The organism is Breznakia pachnodae (genome assembly GCF_030814225.1).
In the GTDB taxonomy this organism is placed as follows: domain Bacteria; phylum Bacillota_I; class Bacilli_A; order Erysipelotrichales; family Erysipelotrichaceae; genus Breznakia; species Breznakia pachnodae.
Window position 1 is genome coordinate 1 of the sequence record NZ_JAUSUR010000002.1, and the last position, 15,955, is coordinate 15,955.

General features: G+C 33.3%; 16 protein-coding genes. 4 read left to right on the forward strand and 12 right to left on the reverse strand.

The annotated features are described in order from the left end of the window. Positions 1 to 56: 56 nt before the first annotated feature. The 8 genes from J2S15_RS06000 to J2S15_RS06035 form a co-directional block, all read right to left on the reverse strand. Positions 57 to 890, reverse strand: coding sequence for a tyrosine-type recombinase/integrase (locus J2S15_RS06000; protein WP_307406410.1), 834 nt, complete (start codon positions 888 to 890; stop codon positions 57 to 59). 603 nt (positions 891 to 1,493) lie between these two features. Next, positions 1,494 to 2,561 carry an MraY family glycosyltransferase gene (locus J2S15_RS06005; RefSeq protein WP_307406411.1) on the reverse strand — a complete coding sequence of 356 codons (1,068 nt, stop codon included), beginning with the start codon at positions 2,559 to 2,561 and terminating at the stop codon, positions 1,494 to 1,496. Positions 2,562 to 2,575: 14 nt separating this feature from the next. After that, positions 2,576 to 3,565, reverse strand: a complete 990-nt coding sequence (locus tag J2S15_RS06010) for a rod shape-determining protein (protein ID WP_307406413.1) — start codon at positions 3,563 to 3,565, stop codon at positions 2,576 to 2,578. A gap of 141 nt (positions 3,566 to 3,706) precedes the next feature. Continuing rightward, a complete protein-coding gene (locus J2S15_RS06015) occupies positions 3,707 to 3,907 on the reverse strand; it encodes a DUF1146 domain-containing protein (RefSeq protein ID WP_307406414.1) in 201 nt (66 codons plus the stop codon). Further along, positions 3,907 to 5,136: an O-antigen ligase family protein gene (locus J2S15_RS06020; RefSeq protein ID WP_307406416.1), complete on the reverse strand. Its 1,230-nt coding sequence runs from the start codon at positions 5,134 to 5,136 to the stop codon at positions 3,907 to 3,909. Before J2S15_RS06020 ends, J2S15_RS06015 begins: the two co-directional genes overlap by 1 nt. Positions 5,137 to 5,267: 131 nt before the next feature. After that, the gene (locus tag J2S15_RS06025; protein ID WP_307406418.1) at positions 5,268 to 5,777 is read right to left on the reverse strand and encodes a hypothetical protein; all 510 of its coding nucleotides are present in this window, start codon (positions 5,775 to 5,777) and stop codon (positions 5,268 to 5,270) included. A 40-nt stretch (positions 5,778 to 5,817) separates the two neighbouring features. Continuing rightward, complete coding sequence (locus J2S15_RS06030) at positions 5,818 to 7,404, reverse strand: PTS transporter subunit EIIC (RefSeq protein WP_307406420.1); 1,587 nt, start codon at positions 7,402 to 7,404, stop codon at positions 5,818 to 5,820. 101 nt (positions 7,405 to 7,505) lie between these two features. Further along, positions 7,506 to 8,870, reverse strand: a complete 1,365-nt coding sequence (locus J2S15_RS06035; protein ID WP_307406423.1) for a Sapep family Mn(2+)-dependent dipeptidase — start codon at positions 8,868 to 8,870, stop codon at positions 7,506 to 7,508. 91 nt (positions 8,871 to 8,961) lie between these two features. Here J2S15_RS06035 and J2S15_RS06040 point away from each other — a divergent pair, with 91 nt between their 5' ends. Continuing rightward, positions 8,962 to 10,503, forward strand: coding sequence for a BglG family transcription antiterminator (locus tag J2S15_RS06040; protein ID WP_307406424.1), 1,542 nt, complete (start codon positions 8,962 to 8,964; stop codon positions 10,501 to 10,503). A 6-nt stretch (positions 10,504 to 10,509) separates the two neighbouring features. Here the strand turns inward: J2S15_RS06040 and J2S15_RS06045 are convergent, their stop codons facing one another. Then, entirely contained in the window at positions 10,510 to 10,986 is a 477-nt protein-coding gene (locus tag J2S15_RS06045; protein ID WP_307406426.1) for a PTS sugar transporter subunit IIA, read from the reverse strand. Between the two features lie 211 nt (positions 10,987 to 11,197). Here J2S15_RS06045 and J2S15_RS06050 point away from each other — a divergent pair, with 211 nt between their 5' ends. Together J2S15_RS06050 and J2S15_RS06055 are read left to right on the forward strand one after the other, a co-directional pair. Then, positions 11,198 to 11,914 carry a ribulose-phosphate 3-epimerase gene (locus J2S15_RS06050; RefSeq protein WP_307406428.1) on the forward strand — a complete coding sequence of 239 codons (717 nt, stop codon included), beginning with the start codon at positions 11,198 to 11,200 and terminating at the stop codon, positions 11,912 to 11,914. Between the two features lie 38 nt (positions 11,915 to 11,952). Then, positions 11,953 to 12,576 carry a YitT family protein gene (locus J2S15_RS06055; RefSeq protein WP_307406429.1) on the forward strand — a complete coding sequence of 208 codons (624 nt, stop codon included), beginning with the start codon at positions 11,953 to 11,955 and terminating at the stop codon, positions 12,574 to 12,576. Between the two features lie 37 nt (positions 12,577 to 12,613). Here J2S15_RS06055 and J2S15_RS06060 read toward each other — a convergent pair whose 3' ends face one another. Together J2S15_RS06060 and J2S15_RS06065 are read right to left on the reverse strand one after the other, a co-directional pair. Then, entirely contained in the window at positions 12,614 to 13,426 is an 813-nt protein-coding gene (locus tag J2S15_RS06060) for a Cof-type HAD-IIB family hydrolase (RefSeq protein ID WP_307406431.1), read from the reverse strand. A 3-nt stretch (positions 13,427 to 13,429) separates the two neighbouring features. Continuing rightward, on the reverse strand, positions 13,430 to 14,557 hold the full coding sequence (locus J2S15_RS06065) for an iron-containing alcohol dehydrogenase (RefSeq protein ID WP_307406432.1): 1,128 nt from the start codon (positions 14,555 to 14,557) through the stop codon (positions 13,430 to 13,432). A 201-nt stretch (positions 14,558 to 14,758) separates the two neighbouring features. Between J2S15_RS06065 and J2S15_RS06070 the strand changes: the two genes are divergently transcribed. Next, positions 14,759 to 15,385 (forward strand): transaldolase family protein, encoded by a 627-nt coding sequence (locus J2S15_RS06070; protein ID WP_307406433.1) that lies wholly within the window; start codon positions 14,759 to 14,761, stop codon positions 15,383 to 15,385. Positions 15,386 to 15,420: 35 nt separating this feature from the next. Here J2S15_RS06070 and J2S15_RS06075 read toward each other — a convergent pair whose 3' ends face one another. Further along, a complete protein-coding gene (locus tag J2S15_RS06075) occupies positions 15,421 to 15,900 on the reverse strand; it encodes an FUSC family protein (protein WP_307406435.1) in 480 nt (159 codons plus the stop codon). Between the last annotated feature and the right edge of the window lie 55 nt (positions 15,901 to 15,955).

The window sequence follows — 15,955 nt, forward strand, 5'->3', positions numbered from 1 at the left end:
TTAATATGTACAGAATTTACAACATAATCAGTATTATGTTGTTTTATTTTATCTTCCTATAGTAATAACTGCATTTTCTCTAAAATTCTTTGATGTTCTTCACCTGTTGAAATCATATAAATTCTTGTTGTATTAATATTGCTATGACCTAAGATATCCGCTAATTGTGCTATATCTTTTTTTATGCGATAAAATTGACGAGCAAATAAATGTCTAAGATTATGAGGGAAAACTTTACTTGGATTAATATCTGCTATTTCAGCATAATATTTCATTTTTCTCCATATATTGCTTCGATCATAAGGAACTGCATTTTTAGTTACAAAAACGGGTCCTTTTTTTATCTCATGTTTTGTTGCGTAATACTGTAGTTTTTGCTTTAGTCCTTTAGGAATTAGAATTGTGCGATTCTTTCCTTTCATTCTAATTTCAGCTTTACCACTTGTTATTGCTTCTATTGTAATAAACGGTAATTCACTAATTCGAATTCCTGTATTTCCTAACGTTTGAATAATTAAAAGCATGGTATGATCTTCACATTGCTTCACAGCCCTTAATAACTTTTCATATTCTCTTTTAGATAGTTCTCTTTCTTCATCACAAAATGCAGTGTGTTGAATTTTTAATTGTTTTACTTTTAAATCCAAACGATTTTGATGTGTAAAAAACAAATTACATGCCGCTAAAATAGAGTTAACACTGCGTGGTTTATATTTTTTGCACAAGTATTCTTTAAATTCAATCATATCTTCTTTACAGATTTTTGATTGTTTCATGAAATTTGCTAATTTCTTAATATCAGTTCGATATTTTAAAATTGTTTTTTTACAATATTCTTCATATTGTAAAGTATTGATAAATTCATTAATTTTTTCTTTAGTAATTATCATAATAACTTCCTTTTCTTTATATGTAACTATATATAATTTATACCTAATCCAAAGTTTCTAAGTATCTCCCTTTAGACTGGCAGTTTTCTATATTTGCACGTAATATAGATGATCTAAAAATTTATGACCTTTTTCATTATAGTAATCATTAAATATTTTGTAACAATTGTTTATCGATTAGTGTTACAAATGCCCCACTTTCAATGATTTGATCACTCACGTGTCTATATTCAATATAATTTAATTCCGTTTTCTGATATTTTCCTAAATAAAACAAATTATCTTTAATGCTTTCTTATAAGTCATGAAAAGTTTATGTATAACAAATACAGTGGATTTATAGAATCATTTTAAACTTTACTTTCCATATGTCTTATCTTTCGCCCAAGAAGTAACAACCGCCCTCCCTTCTCCAATTAAAGTCCTTTTACAAACAAGAAATGATCTATTATTTATCTTTCTTGTATATTGGTAGAATAAATTAATACTATTATTTTTTTGATTTTTTTCAAGCAACTAAAAAAGAGACTAAGGCCATTGGCCTTAATCTCTCTCTTTTTCTTTTTTATAAATTACAAAGTTGCTAAATTCAATCTTTGCATTTTATTCTTTCTCTTTTTGTTTTCGTTTAAATATCATTTCATAAATTGATACCAGAGGATGATAATTCTCAGATATCATATGCGTTTTTTCTATAAATATTTCTAGTGCTAAGAATAACAACGCCACTAACGCAAGTCCAACTGTCTTATTCATAATATAAATATATGCACTAACTCCAAATGCAATCGTAATTGCATAAATAATAAGTACTGTATTACGATGTCCAAAACGTTTCATCAATACATGATGAAAGTGTCCTTTATCTGCATCGGTAAACTTCTTACCACCTAAAAACCGTCGAACCATCGCACTTAACGTATCAATGATTGGAACTGCCAAAAGCAGCATTGGAAATCCTAATGTAATAAATGTAGATCCTTTAAATCCCATTAGCGAAATAGCCGCAACTGTATACCCTAAAAATAAAGCACCACAGTCACCCATAAATAACTTCGCAGGGTGGATATTAAAAAATAAGAATCCTAATGTTGATCCAGCAATAATCAAACTGATTATCGCAATATCAGGACGACCTTCTGCAATCGATGTCGCTGCAATTGTCAGAAACACAATTGTACTTACTCCACCAGCCAGACCATCAAGTCCATCTATTAAATTGATTGCATTGGTAATACCAATTACCCAAATAAATGTAACCAACAGAGAAACTATCCCCATATCAATTACAATCCCTAAAGGCAAGTGAATAATTCCTAACTCAATTCCACCAACTTTGATTAATACAATGGTTGCTACAATCTGAAACAGCAATTTAACAATTGCTTTCAAATCTACAATATCATCAATTAATCCACCAAAGAACATAATCGCTGATCCAATTAACAATCCTTGAATTGCATTGTCAATTCCATCAGAGAAATAATAAGTCATGGTTAAGATAAACGCTACATAGATTGCTACTCCTCCAATACGGGCAATTTTACCTGTATGAATAGTACGCTCATTTGTATGCGCATATATATCCAGTTTCATCGCAATCCAATTTACAAGTGGTGTAAGTATTGTCGATAAAATCAAGGGAACAACAAAGTATGCAATCCATTGCATAGTTTCACCTCGCTTTATCTAACTAAGTTTAAGTTTTCTAGTAATACTCCACAACCTTCAGCTACACAGCTAAGTGCATTTTCAGCTACATATACTGGTACATTTAACTCATTAGACAATAATTCATCTAACCCGTGTAATAACGCACCACCACCAGTAATAACAACACCACGAGTCACAATATCACTTGATAACTCAGGAGGAGTTTGTTCAAGAACAGTCTTACAAGCTGCAACAATTTGTTGTAGGCTTTCACGTAATGCTGTTTCAATTTCTTTACTAGTAAGTTCTACTTTGTGAGGTAACCCAGTAACTAAGTCACGTCCACTAACTTCCATTTTTTCTTGTCTAGAGTTTGCCCATGCAGTACCAACTTCTTTTTTGATGTTTTCTGCTGTACGTTCTCCAATTAATAATTTTTTATTTTCTTTTACATATTTAATAATGTCTTTATCAAGAGTATCTCCTGCAATCTTTAAAGATGTAGAAGTTACAATTTCTCCAAGTGAAAGAACGGCAATATCCGTTGTTCCCCCACCTATATCAAGTACCATGCATCCACTAGGTTTACTGATGTCTAATCCAGCTCCTACTGCAGCTACTTTTGGTTCTTCTTCAATATATACTTTCTTCGCACCAGCACGGTAAGCACAGTCACGAATCGCATTTCTTTCAACACTTGTTATATTAGAAGGACAACAAATTAAAATCGTAGGACGATTAAATAATCCTTTTAAGTTAATCTTTTTAAAGAAATAGTTCAACATAATTTCAGTAACTTCAAAATCTGCAATAACTCCATCTTTCAATGGACGAATAGCAAGTACTCTACCTGGAGTTCTTCCTAACATATCTTTCGCTTCATTTCCAGCAGCCAGACATTTCTTTGTATCTGCATCAATCGCAACCACCGAAGGTTCATTGACTACAATTCCCTCTCCTTTAACATATATAAGTAAATTTGCTGTACCTAAATCGATACCAACTTCTTTTGTAAAAAACATTTGTTACTCCTCGCTTTCTATTTCTATATTTTTTATGCTTTTTTATTATAGCATGAATAATCAAAATTTAAACATTTTCATAAAAAGACTGTCAGTTTTTTTCAAACTAAGCAGTCCCTATTTTTTTCATGCTTTATTATATCAACGATAGATGGTTAATGCAAAGATAAATTGAGAAACTACATATGCCAGTCCTGTTGACAACAAAATCCACAATAACTGTACTTTTGTTGGGTTACTGACATGGGTAAACTTATCAAACTTTACACTACTCAATGCATACATACACAAACAGAAGCTTGCAAAGTATACAAAATATTCAATCATTGTTTCTACTCTCATTACTCCACATCCTTTTTAAACATTTCAGTTGATCCAAGTAAGATTAAGAACAATCCACCTGTCTGTACCCAAAAGATTGGAAAATCAATAATACAGAAAGCAATTGTCATTACCACACAACCTAATATTAAGGATCCAACTGCTCGATCACTACCCCTTGTAAATAATCGAAACACACGACGCATCTGGCTTACCAGATACCAACCAATAATAGCAGTACCAATTACTCCAAATGATACCCAAGGTTCTAAAAACATTGAGTGGGAGTGTGGTGCACTAATACCAAGTTTATTTAACTGCTCACTACCATATCTTGCGACATAGTCATCATAATAACCATCATATAAATTAAAGTAGGTTAATGGACCATGTCCAAACAACCAAGTATCTTCAATCATCATTCCAGCCGCTTCATAAATACGAGCACGCCTTCCTAAATCCAAACCTTTACTTGCAAGTCTTGGAATCAACCCAGGTTTTGTTGCCAAAATCGCAACTCCTCCACCAATTCCCAGACATGCTGCTATAAATGTTTTATACCATTTATTCGTTACAATCATAACTAATAATCCAAGTGCCATGCACAACCAGGCAATACGACCACCAGTTAAGAATAATGCAAATAAATTTGCTAACCCTGCAGCAGTATATAACAAACGTTTTTTAAGTTTATTGACTGTCATAAATCGGTACACACAGAACATTTCAACAAACACAATCATCATTGAATAGTAATTGGCATTAAAGAAGAATGCATGAACCCGATGTTCCGGTTTATTCTGAATATCAAAGAATCCAGTCATCTTCTCTACTGTATTTAAATAATAGAACTGTTCAAATATTGAAGCTATTACACTGGCAATGCTTAGAATTATCATAACATCAATAATAATATCAAACATTTCCTTATGAATATACCTTCGATAATGTATAACATCTATAAATAATAGAATCATTCCTACACTAAGTAAGGCCCCCAGATAATTACCAAATATCAATGATACAACTAACAGGTAAATCCCAAATAACATCAGTAGATAGGATCTTCGAACGCTCTTTAATGTAGTTCTAAAATTACTTTTAACTAATATATATATCCCCATAATTACGACCACTGCTACAGTGATTGGATACGGTAAGAATAAAGATGCTGCCAGAATTACAATTCCTTTGTCATCAATCGTAAATACGTTTTTAAAATCATAAAAAAAACTTTGTAACAATCTCATAATTCTCTCCTCGTTTCCATATTATATCACGTACAACGACCAGTGTCTAAAAATCGAGGATTTTCTTCTATTACCAAAAAAAGCTAAACATTTTTTCATGTTCAGCTTTTCATTATAATAGATTATTTTAATTATAAAATTGATAATGAAATCGTAAATGTTAAGGCTATAAACAGACATAGAACTGCGCCAACTCCTAGCATTGATGTAAGTTTACTCTGCTGTTTAATAACTTTGAATTGTTGAGGCAAACGAAACTCATTCCAGTTAAAGAACTTCTTCAATCCAACAATCAGAAGAATCACTGAAATATAGTTTAATAAGAAACATTGAGCAATTACAATTACAATCAAAACCATTCTTGATAACTCAATGTTTTCGTATTGTTCCAGATAACCAATTATCTTTTTTATGATATACCAGATAAACAAGTTTGCAGTTGCGATTACAAACCCAATATTGATTACTGGATAGTTAGCAACAACCTGTGCATAATCTTCATTTAGTATCTGTGCAACCACAAATACATATATAAGGAAGGCTACTACAAGAAATACGCACATATTCTTTGCTCGTTTGATCCATTTCAATGCATCCATATTTTTTATTTTTTGTCTTTGTTTCTTATCTTGTCTTTTCATTTTACCACCTCAAACAGGCAGGATATCCTGCCTGAGAAAACTAATCAATATGTAAGATATCTTTTACGTTTGTTGTTATATTCTGTACTCGAACTCCATAAATAATCTGAATCGAGTTATCTGCTCGTACAACACCAAGTGCTTCTAAGTAGTCTTTCCATAAATCATCATCTGCTACAAGACTTCCATCTTTCGCTGTTACTCTAAGACGAGTAGCACAACACGTAACCGATTCAATATTGTCTGGTCCACCTAGCGCTTCAATAATACGAACCTCTAGTGATTCTTCATCACCCTCTTTTAGCTTCTTATATTCCTTTTTACTCATTAATTTAATTTCGTCATCATCTGCTTTACGTCCAGGTGTTTTAAGATCAAATTTTTCAATCATAAACTTGAAAGCAAAGTAGTAAACTGCAAAGATTAATGGCAGTAACCATAGTGCATGCATTGCATGTACTTTTTGCGGTTGGAATAAGTTTGGAATCATAAAGAATAATGCAGTACCGTTTATTGAAATCTGGAAGATTTCTGCCAGTACATAACACAATCCACAAAGTGGTGCATATACTAAGAAGTATAATGCTGGTGCCACGAATAGGAATGTATACTCAATTGGTTCTGAGATACCAACCATTGCTAGTGTAAACACTGCAGGTATTAATAATGATGCAACTTTCTTGCGGTTTTCTTTTAATGAACAGCGATACATCGCAAATGCTGCTCCTGGAAGACCTGCTAATTGGAATAATAAACGTCCATTAGTAAAGTTACGTGTAATGTATCCAGTTGCTGTTGCACTGGCTGCCTGACCGTTAATGATGTTCTTAACACCTTCATAAATAACACCATCGATTTCCATTACACCACCAACTTTAGAATATTCAATTGGGAATGCAATTAAATGGTGAATACCAAATGGCAACAACATCTTGTCTAAGGTACCAAATACAAATGTACCAAACAATCCACTTGAACCAATAAAACTTGTGATTCCTTGTAATCCACTTGCTACAAATGGCCATACATAATAGAATGCCAACGCTAATGGAATCGATGCAAGTGAAACCATGATAATAACAAATTTGGTACCCGCAAAGAATGCGAACATTGATGGTAATACTTTATCCACAAATTTGTTATGTACAAGTGCAGCAACGATACCAGAAACAATACCTGAGAAAATTCCCATATCATAGGTAAATATTCCTACATTAGTTGTCCACAATGCATTAAAATTCATTGCTGAAGTTTCGCTATAACCTGAACTCATTAATGCCTCTACGCTTGTACTTTGTGCATTCCATCCTTCAAAAGATGCCCATGTTTCAATTCCCTTAATGAAACAGAAGAACAAGATAAGTCCTGCAAATGCAGCCCATCCTTTTTCTTTTTTAGCTAATGTGAATGCAATCGCCACTGCAAACCAAACCTGAAGGTTGTTCATAAACAAGAATCCAAGGCTTGTTACCATTGAAAACAGTTTATACAGCAATGACCCTTCTTCTAAGATATAGTTAGTGAACGCACTCCCTATACCAACGAAGAAACCTACAAGAACAAGAAGTATAATTGGAACCATCATAGCTCCAGCAAATGTCTGTAGTTTTGCCTGAAATTTTTTCATTTCTAAGCTCCTCCTTATCAACTAATTTCATTCTATCATAGGCATTTTTTCTAATCTATAAACGAATATGTCGCACATTTACCCTATCAATATGGCAAATTTTACACGTCATTTTGATTACTCAAAAGATACAGTGCTTCGCAATAAATTTCCATTGCCAGAAGCAGATCCTTTTTTGGTATATTCTCATTTGCCATATGTACGCGAGTATTATAATCACCAAAGGTTGCACCAAAAACAATCCCTCGATCTAAAACCCTTGCATAAGATGCTCCACCTTTTGTATGCACCTCTGCTTCTTCATCCATCACATTCTTATATGCTTGCTTCAAAGACTGAATCAATGGTGAGTCCTCTTCTACATATAGTAATCTGCGTTCTTTTATAATATCGATTTTTATATTAATGTCATTAGAAATATGATGTAACTTCTCCAATATTGTTTCCATTGTCACACCTTTCACATAACGAACATCAATACACACTTCTTTTACCTCTTCATTCCAGGTAACTGACATTGGACACATACTAGTAGAACCCATGTCTTCATCAACATATGCAATTCCTAACTTTCTACCAACATTATCATCCAACAAGTATGTAATATAGAATTCTTTTAATTTCTGAAATTCATCATTAAAAGAATAGTCTTTAAAATCTTCAAAGAATAAATTCAATGCATTCACTCCACGTTGTGGATTTCGTGATAATACAATATCACCTCGATATATAAGATTCACTCTATCTATATTATAAGTAAGTGAATTCGCCTGTTTTGCATACTCTTTTACTTTAGCTAAATCATGAATAGGGAATTCAATTTCTACTTCTTCACATACATAATCCAAACGCTTTTTACTTTTAACTTTAATAGATGAGAAACCCTGAAACTGACAACTGACTTGAAGGATTCCTTTTTCTCCATTCACAATTGGAAAATTTCCATCAGGTGAAAATCCCCACTCTGGTTGTGGATTCTTTTTAAAGTAATACTCCATACATTCCCAAGTTGTCTCTTCTGCCCCTCCCGCAATCAAACGAATTGGTTTGGTTATCAATCCTTGTTCCTTTAGTATATACATTGCATACAGTGCAGCTAGTAATGGTCCCTTATCATCACTTACTCCTCTTCCGTATAAAACATCATCTTTTGTCTGCATCATGAATGGGTTACTGTTCCAGTTACCCTCTGCTTCCACTACATCCAAATGTGCCAATACTCCAATATAAGGAAGGTCCTCGCTCGTTACTGCATGGATTGCATAGCCATCAAAGTTAGTTACTTCAAATCCCATTCGTTTCGCAACTGTTTCAAACACATCAAAACTTCTGGCAATCTCTATTCCAAACGGTTTTCCTATTTCTTTTGTACTCAAGTCACGTACACTAGGTATTTCAATCAGTGATTGTAAATCATTTAAAAATGCTGTTTCATATTTTTCTATATATTTTTTAAAGTTTCTCATATACATTTCCTTTCTTATATCAAAATGCCAATACGCATTTCTTGACAAATTTCCAACTTATACTTATAGTTTGCGTAGAGGTGATTTCCTTATGAACAATAAACGAATTATACAAATTGTCGACATTCTTCTGAAGCAGGAAAACTATGTCACAATTGATGATATATCAAAACAAATAAATGTCTCTAATAAAACCATTCGTAATGATTTAAAAATCGTTGACCAGTGGTTATCAGAGAACCAGCTACATCTGGTAAAAAAGACAGGTGTGGGAATATGTATTGAAGGTGAACAAGATGCTAAGTTAAAGATTTCTGAAACAATTATGCAAAAGAATAGAGAACTGATTGATTATTCACCTGAAGCAAGAAAAATCTTTATTGCGATGCGATTATTAAACTCTGAAGAACACTATCGAATTTATGAATTAGCCAATGAACTATATGTTAGTAGAGCAACGATTCATAAAGATATTATCGAAGTAAGCGATTTATTCGAAAAAGAGAAAATCAAGCTTCATCGCAAAAACAATCATGGCCTTCAAATTGAAGGTAAGGAACGTAATAAAAGGAATCTATTAATTGAACTTATGGTTCAGGATAATGGTTATCAGATGTTTCGTAATATCGTAAATGATGATAACTACGAATGTGATGGATCGATTGTATTTGCAGGCCTTGATATCAACGATGATGAGCTAAATGAATTTGTTCGCATTGTTATGAAAAGTGATAATCCATATCTTATGGAACTGCCTTTTGATACCCTAGTCTTTGTATTATTACATATCTTTGTATCCTTTATTCGAGTATCACAGAAGCACACCGTAACTCTATCAAAAGAATTCTTGGAGGAGTTGCAACAACAACCATTCTTTGATGAAATCAAAGCAATTACTGATGTATTAGCTGACTACTATCACATCCAGTTTAATGAAATGGAAGTACGCTATCTTCAAGTCTATTGTATCTCATTACAGAACAGTAAGTCGACCAATGAGAGCGATGAACAGGAAGCAATTGAAGTTGCTCGGGCTCTTATTGATTCCTGGAGTGAACAGTTACAGTTACCTTTAAAGGATGATGAAGAACTATTTGATTCCCTCTATGCTCACTTGTATCCAGCTATCACACGGTTTCGTCACAATATCTTAATTGAAAATCCATTAATTCATGAAATACATAATCTATATAAGAATACTTATAAGATTGCAGAGAATAGTGTTTCTTATATTAATGACAGATATCAGATTCAAGTAAGCAAAGAAGAAATTGGTTATCTGACACTTCATCTTGCTGCTGCATTAGATTACTTTAAAGAACCACTTAAAACTATTCTGGTATGCAACAGTGGTATTGGAACTAACAATCTGCTCATCAATAAACTAAAGGAACAAATACCTGAAATCAATATAGTGGATCAGGAATCATTTGTATCCATTTATGAACGACCTTTAGATGATATAGAATTAATCATTTCAACGATTGAACTTCATCTAAAAACAACGAAACCAATTTTGAAAATAAGCCCATTACTTAAGGATTATGATCTTATGCGATTAAAGGAAATTATCCGTAAATTTTATAAGATTAAAAATGATCCACTATTACGTATGAATAAGACGCATGAATAATGCGCCTTATTTTTTATATACGGCAGCAGTGTCTTGTCCACCAACTACTTCTTTTCCTTTTTCAATCGTAAAACTCTTATAAGTATCAGAATTCGTAAATATAAGAACTGTTGTCATATCATATCCTTTGGCATCCAGGTCTTCTCGATTGAACTGTACAAGTAAATCTCCTTTTTTTACTTGTTGTCCCATCTCTACTTCACAACTGAACCCCTTACCTTCTTCATTTACCGTACCAATACCAATATGAATTAGTAACTCTAAACCATCTTTAGCAGTAATACCAACTGCATGCTTACTAGGAAAGGTCATAACGATTTCTCCATCGAATGGTGCATATACATAATCACTCATTGTTTTTATCGCAAATCCATCCCCTAACATCTTTTGGGCAAACACTGGATCATTTACTTTTTCCATTTCAATTACAGTACCATCAGTAACTGCTACTACTTCATATTCTTTCTTTTTAAAGCCAAACATTATTCCACCTCTTTCAAGTATTATCATACGTAATTTTATGATTTGCTTCCATATATAAAAGATTGGTTTTATTACCATTTACTTGTGGTAATTCCTGTCTGTAATGTTTAGTTATTACCTCAATAATGTGGCTATTATCTATCCGCCAAAGTCATTGATATATCAGGATGGATAACGTAAAATGAAGATGCTTAAGAATGGAGGAAGAGTTATGAAACACATTAAAATCGCCGCTGGACTAGCGCATGTAAACTATGGAAGAATTGCCGATTTAGTAAAAGAAGTAAGTGATGCTGGGGTAGACTATATTCACTCTGATGCTGCTGATATGCATGATCTTCAAAATATGAAACTAATGGGTGGTCACCAGGTAATTGCTGGGATTCGCCCAGAAACTGACAAACCAATTGAATGCCACATTTATACAGTAAGTATGGATAAAATGTTTATTGAACAAATCGATGAAGCTGGAGCTAATATGTTAATTTTACCTGCAGAACATTTTATCGGAGCACAACTTGCTTATATTATTAACTGGTGTCGAGAGAGAAAGATAAAGTTTGGTTTAACGGTTGGATGTTATACACCACTATGTTTCGTGGAAGAATCAATATATGATATTGATCGTTTACACATCGTTACGCATGGAGTAGATGAAACCGATGGTAAAGATAACTGGGGATGGCGTATGTCAGCGATTGACCTAGTAAAACGTGCACGTAAATTAATTGATGAAAAGAACCCAAATTGTGAACTGTCAATTGATGGTGGTTTGCGTCATGATAACATGGAACCATTAATTGAATGTAATCCTGATGTTATTGTTTTATCAAGTGCAATCTTTAAAGATCCAGATGGCGTTGCTGCTGGATACAAGAAATGTAGAACTGCAATTGATGAAGCCGCAAAGAAATTTGATTTAAAATAAAAACTCTCAATTGAGAGTTTTTTAAAAGAGGAGAACGAATGAAGTATCGATTAATTATTTTAGACTATGTTTGGATTAGTGTAGCATCCATTCTCACTGCATTAGCAGTCAATATGTTTTTTCAATTCACTGGGCTAGCGCCTGGTGGAATTACTGGATTAGCTATTGTCTTTTCCACGATTACAGGTATTCCAGTATCTTATATGACACTGGCAATATCTGTACCACTACTTGTAGCAGCAACCTTTCTGCTTGGTAAAAGTTTTGGTATCAAGACCTTATTTATAACCCTGGCTACCCCTGTATGTATGCAAGTAATACCTGCTATTCATATTACAGAGGCACTCCATAATATTCACCCAATATTAGAGTTAATAGTTGCTGGAGGTATTGGTGGAATTCTGGTAGGTCTTGCTATTGGTATCGCCTTAAATCATGATTGTGCAACTGGTGGTACCGATGTAATTGCCTTATTAATTCAGTATTTCTTTAAGAAACTACCATTATCAAAAATTCTATTATTCCTAGATGGGTTTGTGGTAATTGCTTCAGGAATCATTACAGAAAATGTATTAATTTCTGTATTCAGTTTCTTATCACTTCTGGTAATTATTCAAACGATTCAGTTTACAACATCTAAGAAACTGACGGTTTCTAAATAGTTCTAAAAAAGCTAAACTTTTTACGGTTTAGCTTTTTCTATCTCTTATTATATTTCCATATTGCATGTGCTACCCCACTATCATTATTGGATAATGTATGGACATCACATCGCTTTTTTATTGCTGCAGTTGCATTCTCCATTGCAACACACAAGCCACTCTCTTCAAACATAGATATATCATTCTCTGCATCACCAATAGCCATTGTCTCTTTTTTATGAATATTATGTAATTGATGCAATTCTTTTAAAGCTGAACCCTTACTCACTCCAGTCGCATTAATATCAAAGCTGATTTCATTGTAACTGGTAAGAGCCAACCCTTCTATCTTCTCTAGCCTCTCTCTTAAGGCTTTTAGTTCTGTTTTATCCATTGTATAAACTAGCACCTTAATAATCTCACTTGCACTCTCTTTCAGCTCTAAATAGCTCATATCAGTAAATGATGTTACTTGAATGGATGAATCATACTGATCATTATAATGACTATAAAGAAAACGCACATCATAGGGGTCTGTTGTATAGAAATTCTTCATCCCCTTAAAGAATGCATGCACTCCTTTATATTCACTCAAGACATCAATTACTTTCTTAAGTGCCTCATCATTAATCAGTTTAGTTATAATTCGATCATCAGTTTCAATCACTCCACCATTCGCAGCAACCACTCCTATTTCACGATTACACTTCATTGCTAAGTCTTTCACAAAGCAATAAGGTCGACCACTAACGAAGTATACTTTACTTCCCATATCCAGTGCCTTCTTCAACATATACTTGTTGTCTTCCGACACCTGCCCTTGGTCGTTTAATAGCGTCCCATCTAAATCAATATAAATATTCTTATACATAAATTAATAAGATGCCTCTAATACTGCTCTTAATTCTTCTGCACTTCCAAATGGTAAATAATTCAGAATTGGTGAATGAATAATTTCCTGGTATTGTTCATCACTCATTTCATAATCACTTAAACGTTTCTCTAAATTAATAGCCTTCATAAATAACTTCATATTTTCAGATAACGTTGCTTTTCCATAGTGAGGTACAAACAACTCATTGATCTGCTTAAACTCTTTTTCATACTTCGCTTCATATGCCTTGATAAACTGAGGGAATACAATCGCCAATGCTTCACCATGAGGAATGTGTAAAATACCTCCAATAATTTCTGATAAAGGATGTGGAACTGCTGCACCACCATTCGCCAATGCTCTTCCTGCCAATGTATCTGCCAACATCATGTTTGCACCATACGCTTGAACATCCTTATACTTTAATGCATTCTCTAAATTCTCAATCACCAAACGCATTGCCATTAAAGAATCCATCTGACTATATGGAGATGCCTTTGGATTGATAAAACTTTCAAAAGCATGGGTAAATGCATCAAAACCTGTAGCACTACGAATATGTGCAGGTAATGTTTCTGTAAGTTTTGAATCTAAGATACATTCTTTCGAAAACAGCAGTGGATGAAAGAATGTAATCTTTTCATTCCCTCTACTTAATACCGATGCCTGCGTTACTTGTGATCCGGTACCTGATGTTGTTGGTACACTAATAATTGGTAATTCTTTTCCTGTATATGATGGATAGTTTTCATATGGTGAACCATATTTCTCAAATATCTCATCCCAATTAATCTTCTCGATTCCATTTGTAAATGCAATTGCTTTGGCACAGTCAATCGAACTTCCACCACCAACTGCCAATACTACATCAACTGGTTGCTTGTTGATCAAAGCAACACCCTCTTCCACAATTGATACATCTGGATTTGGTTTTACTTTATCAAAACGCAATACCTCAATACCATTGTCTGTTAGTAATTTTGTTACTTGATCATACAATGGTTTCAGTACTCCATCACTTGTTGTTACAAGCAATACTTTACTTCCATATCTCTTTACAATATCTCCAAGTTCATTCAATCGATTTTCACCAAAATGAATTCTTGTTGGCTGATAATAATCAAACATATTAAACCTCCTATTACAGTTATAGTATAGGTTGTTTTCAGTTGTGAAACCAGTAAGCCATAGAGGAAAAAACGAGCATAACGATATGGCAATTTTTCAACATATGGTAAAAATTGACAAATTATTATGGTAATAAGAATACATATCCATCACTCCTCAAAATTCATTGTTTCCGATATGATAATAACAAAGGAGAAACCTATGAATTATATAATCGATCACGCCAATATAAATGAAATCAATGAAGTATTATCTATGGGAATTGATAAGGTTACTGCAAACCCAACGATGTATAAAAACAACCATACAACCTTACAAGATTTCATTGATTATTATAAGAATAAAGAACTGTCATTTCTAAGTGCAGAAGTAATGGGTTCTACATTTGAAGAAATGAAACAGGAAGTAGAAATCATTCTGGCCTATTATCCAGAAGCAGTTATCAAAATCAACTTCTCTAAAGATGGATTAAAGTTATGCAATTACTTACATAAAAAACAAATAAAAACAGCAATGACTCTTGTCTTTTCACTTGAACAAGTCCTCGCTGCAATTAATGCTCATGCAGATTATATTTTTTGTTTTGTTGGTCGTAATGATGAGAATGGAAGTGATGGACTGCAATTTCTAAATGATGCTCATCATGCTACAAATGGTACTCACACCAATATCATAGCTGCATCAATTAAGAATCTATTTCAACTTCAGGAGTTATCAAGAATTGGAATACCTTATGCAGCAATTCCATATGCACTTTATATGAAATCTTTAGAACATCCATTAACGAATAGTGGTGCTCAAACATTTAAAGAAGACTGGGCTTTATAATCATAAAGTTATACCTGCTATAAACACAAAGCTCATCATTTGATGAGCTTTTTAAAATCTATAGAATTTACTATTGTCGCTATGACAACACCAATTAACGTTTCAATTACACGAATTGATACATAATCAAATACAGGCTGATTGAATCGAATAAGGGTGATAGAGAAGAACACCACACATCCCATCGTTGTACCATTCTCAGGCATATGCACCAATTTGGCAAACCATAAAATCAGATATGCACATCCAACATTAATAAGAACCATTAATATAGATTCTTCATGAATTGGTGAATGTTTCACTAACATCATAATCAGATACCCAAGTAATCCACCAAGAAGGGTACCTAGTACCCTGTTCTTTCCATATTCATATGATTTCTGAGGATCTGTTTTCATCGATAATACAACGGCTACCGTCATGTAAAAACCAGATAATCCAAGTACATACTTACTTAAGATTAATGCGATTGCTACTGCTGCGATTGTTTTATATATTCTGGCACCTGGAAACATTTTTTCACCTCAATGTTCTACTATTATACCATTTATCTGGGAAATGGTAAGATAT

What these genes read in the sequence shown, in the direction of transcription:
- J2S15_RS06000 (WP_307406410.1), bottom strand. Translation starts at nt 890, where the DNA reads ATGATAATTACTAAAGAAAAAATTAATGAATTTATCAATACTTTACAA.
- J2S15_RS06005 (WP_307406411.1), bottom strand. Translation starts at nt 2,561, where the DNA reads ATGCAATGGATTGCATACTTTGTTGTTCCCTTGATTTTATCGACAATA.
- J2S15_RS06010 (WP_307406413.1), bottom strand. Translation starts at nt 3,565, where the DNA reads ATGTTTTTTACAAAAGAAGTTGGTATCGATTTAGGTACAGCAAATTTA.
- J2S15_RS06015 (WP_307406414.1), bottom strand. Translation starts at nt 3,907, where the DNA reads ATGAGAGTAGAAACAATGATTGAATATTTTGTATACTTTGCAAGCTTC.
- J2S15_RS06020 (WP_307406416.1), bottom strand. Translation starts at nt 5,136, where the DNA reads ATGAGATTGTTACAAAGTTTTTTTTATGATTTTAAAAACGTATTTACG.
- J2S15_RS06025 (WP_307406418.1), bottom strand. Translation starts at nt 5,777, where the DNA reads ATGAAAAGACAAGATAAGAAACAAAGACAAAAAATAAAAAATATGGAT.
- J2S15_RS06030 (WP_307406420.1), bottom strand. Translation starts at nt 7,404, where the DNA reads ATGAAAAAATTTCAGGCAAAACTACAGACATTTGCTGGAGCTATGATG.
- J2S15_RS06035 (WP_307406423.1), bottom strand. Translation starts at nt 8,870, where the DNA reads ATGAGAAACTTTAAAAAATATATAGAAAAATATGAAACAGCATTTTTA.
- J2S15_RS06040 (WP_307406424.1), top strand. Translation starts at nt 8,962, where the DNA reads ATGAACAATAAACGAATTATACAAATTGTCGACATTCTTCTGAAGCAG.
- J2S15_RS06045 (WP_307406426.1), bottom strand. Translation starts at nt 10,986, where the DNA reads ATGTTTGGCTTTAAAAAGAAAGAATATGAAGTAGTAGCAGTTACTGAT.
- J2S15_RS06050 (WP_307406428.1), top strand. Translation starts at nt 11,198, where the DNA reads ATGAAACACATTAAAATCGCCGCTGGACTAGCGCATGTAAACTATGGA.
- J2S15_RS06055 (WP_307406429.1), top strand. Translation starts at nt 11,953, where the DNA reads ATGAAGTATCGATTAATTATTTTAGACTATGTTTGGATTAGTGTAGCA.
- J2S15_RS06060 (WP_307406431.1), bottom strand. Translation starts at nt 13,426, where the DNA reads ATGTATAAGAATATTTATATTGATTTAGATGGGACGCTATTAAACGAC.
- J2S15_RS06065 (WP_307406432.1), bottom strand. Translation starts at nt 14,557, where the DNA reads ATGTTTGATTATTATCAGCCAACAAGAATTCATTTTGGTGAAAATCGA.
- J2S15_RS06070 (WP_307406433.1), top strand. Translation starts at nt 14,759, where the DNA reads ATGAATTATATAATCGATCACGCCAATATAAATGAAATCAATGAAGTA.
- J2S15_RS06075 (WP_307406435.1), bottom strand. Translation starts at nt 15,900, where the DNA reads ATGTTTCCAGGTGCCAGAATATATAAAACAATCGCAGCAGTAGCAATC.